A 2,697-nucleotide genomic window follows, 5' to 3' on the forward strand; every position below is an offset into this window, starting at 1 on the left:
AAGGGGCGCTTGCGAACGATCACTGGCGCGCCGGCGGCCTCTGCCCGGCCTTCGGCGCGCGCGGCGCGCAGTTCGGCTTCGCTTGCGTGCACGTGCGCCTGATGCGCCGCGATTTCGTCGCGGCGGCGCGCGCGCATCGCGTCATAGCTCCAGCGCGTGTGGCCATAGCCGAAAAGGCAGAGAAGGCCGCCCGCGATCGCCAGATTCTTCATCGCAGCCATCGCCTGCACGGGATCGGTGAATTCGCGGTGAAAGAAGAGGATGGTAAGGAGGACTAAACCTGCGAGCAGGATCGACCAGAGGCGGGTCGCGATACCGAGCGCGAGGCAGACGCCCGCGATCAGTTCGAACAATCCGGTCGGGATTGCCAGGCCGCCCGGAAGGCCCGCGGCGGAAATCATCGCATTCGTGTCGTTGACATGGATCAGCTTGTTGATGCCCGACACGATGAAAATCACCGCGATGAACAGGCGGCCGAAAAAGACGGCGATCATGGACATGAATCATCCTCCACTACGCGCCCCATCCGCTTGTGCAGACAGGACGCGCGGGACGGCGATCGGGTTCCGCTCAGCGCTGTATGAAGATCAGCGTGGCGACCTCGCAATCGCTGCAATCGAAGGCGCGCAACGTGGCGGTACCCGGGCCGGCGGGCAGGTCGACGTCGGCGAGTTTCACGTCCTGCCATAGCGGGCTTGCGGGGACGGCGACGCCGCGTTCGTCGATGCCGATCCGGCCGCCTTTCACCGAACGCGCGCGCGCGATGACGGTCCATCGACCCGCCTTTGCGACATCGGCGCTGTAGCGCATGAATTCGCCGGTGACGAAATCGCTGACATAGGGTGCGCCGTTCGCCTCGCGAGCGATATCGACGCCGTCGTTTCGGTAGGTCGTCCCGTTGTTCCACGGTGTCCGCTCGCCGCCGGTCGCGACGTGATAATTGGCGTCGACGCTATCGTGATAGGCGACGCCTGGCGGGCCGAGATCATAATCGGCAGCGGCGATGGTCAACGTTTTCGTATCGAGCGTGCGGGCGACGAAGGGACGATAGCTTGCATCGCGCGGCTGACGGAACATCGCATCGATGACATCGGGTTTCGGGATATTCTTCTCGAACCGCGTGTTCTCCGCGAGCTGCATCATCGCGGCAAAGGCCTCATCCGCGGCCGGCTTTTCGCCCTTGCCGGTCATCCATGCAACGATCTTCATCCATCCGTCGCCGGCGAGAATCTCAAGCGGCTGGTTGAAGCCAATCTTCTTCAGCGGCCAGAAATTCCATCCGATACCGTCCCCTTCGGCGAGCGCGATTGCATCGCGGTACCAGCCATTGCTGTTCTCGCCCGACTCGCCGAGCCAGATCGGGCGGTTATAGCTGGCGCGCAGCGCCTTGATTTCGGCGATGCTCGCCTCGTCGTTGCGGTTCCAATATTTGTGGAAGCTCAGCACCATATTGGCGTCCCATGCGGGCGGCAGACCCTTGTAATTATTGCCCCAGCAATTGCCCTCGACGATCACGATATGCTTTTTGTCGACCTTGCGGATCGCGGCGGTGATCCGTTGTTGCAGGCTCCAGACGGCCTTGTTCTCCGTCTCGTCGCAGCCATTGCCCTTGCCCGGGGTCGCAAAGCTCCAGTTCGGCTCGTTGATCAGGTCATAGCCGCCGATCCACGGCTCGTCCTTGTACCGCTCCGCGAGCCTGGTCCACAGCATCACGGTCTTGCGCTGGTTCTCTTCGCTTTGCCAGAGCGATGGTTTGGCTGGGTCGCGGTCCGAGATGGCAAGGTCGTTGCCTTGACCGCCGGGCGCGGCGTGAAGGTCGAGGATCAGGTAGATGCGGTTCGCCTTGCTCCATTCGAGCAGCCGGTCGATGCGCTGGAAGCCTTCCTCGTGCCACGTGTCCTGACCCGGCTTCGGCTCCTTGTCGGCGGGCAGGGTGAGCTGGTCGAAATGGATCGGCAGGCGCACCGAATTGAAGCCCCATTTCGCCATCGCGGCGATGTCGGCCTCGGTCGTGTGGTTGTCGAGCAATGCGCGGTAGAAGGTCGCCGTGCGCTCCTCGCCGACAAGTTCGACAAGCTTCGAGCGAATTCTATGCTGTTGCCCGACTTCGCCGAGCTTCAGCATATAGCCTTCCTGCAGCATCCATCCGCCGAGCCCCATCCCGCGCAGGACGACGGGCTGGCCCGATCCATCGATGATGCGGGTGCCGTCGACTTTCAGAAAGCCTTGGGCATGCGCCGAAAGTGTTGGCGCCAAAAAAGCAAGGGCGAGGGCGAGCGAGCGCAGCTTCATATGGCATTCCCGATATTGCCGTTATGAGAACGTTATCAAACAACGACAAGAGCGCAAGTCTCGGCTTGGGTAAACCTCCACTGACTCGGCCCGCTTCCGGGGCTTTACCTGCACACACAAAAAGCTAGCTCACGCTAGCTAAAGAGTCTCATTTGATGTATTACATCAATTACTAGCCATGATTCCGCGCATCTTTTGGGAAACTGGGAGGGTTTATTCAATGAAGATGATTTTCGTAAAGGGCCTGCTGGCCGCCTCGGCTTTAGGAGCGTTGGTGAATCCGGCATATGCTGGTACGATCACTTCGCCCGCGTCTGGCACGCCGGTTTCTGCAACACTGGCCCTCGATGTCGAGGCTCCGGGAATACTTCGCGTTGCCTGCTTCGCATCCATGACCGGAAGTGT

At 61.3% G+C, this 2,697-nt stretch carries 3 protein-coding genes; 1 reads left to right on the forward strand and 2 read right to left on the reverse strand.

Translation table 11 applies throughout. From position 1 onward, the window contains the following. Both VGD20_RS18700 and VGD20_RS18705 read right to left on the reverse strand, forming a co-directional pair. Positions 1-500 (reverse strand): DoxX family protein (locus VGD20_RS18700; RefSeq protein WP_331135884.1); only part of this gene is annotated, 500 nt, incomplete at its 3' end. A 70-nt stretch (positions 501-570) separates the two neighbouring features. Continuing rightward, positions 571-2,292 (reverse strand): cellulase family glycosylhydrolase, encoded by a 1,722-nt coding sequence (locus VGD20_RS18705; protein WP_331135885.1) that lies wholly within the window; start codon positions 2,290-2,292, stop codon positions 571-573. 220 nt (positions 2,293-2,512) lie between these two features. Here VGD20_RS18705 and VGD20_RS18710 point away from each other — a divergent pair. Further along, a partial coding sequence (locus tag VGD20_RS18710; protein WP_331135886.1) for a hypothetical protein occupies positions 2,513-2,697 on the forward strand: 185 nt, incomplete at its 3' end.

It is taken from the genome of Sphingopyxis sp. (assembly GCF_036402335.1).
GTDB lineage: Bacteria > Pseudomonadota > Alphaproteobacteria > Sphingomonadales > Sphingomonadaceae > Sphingopyxis.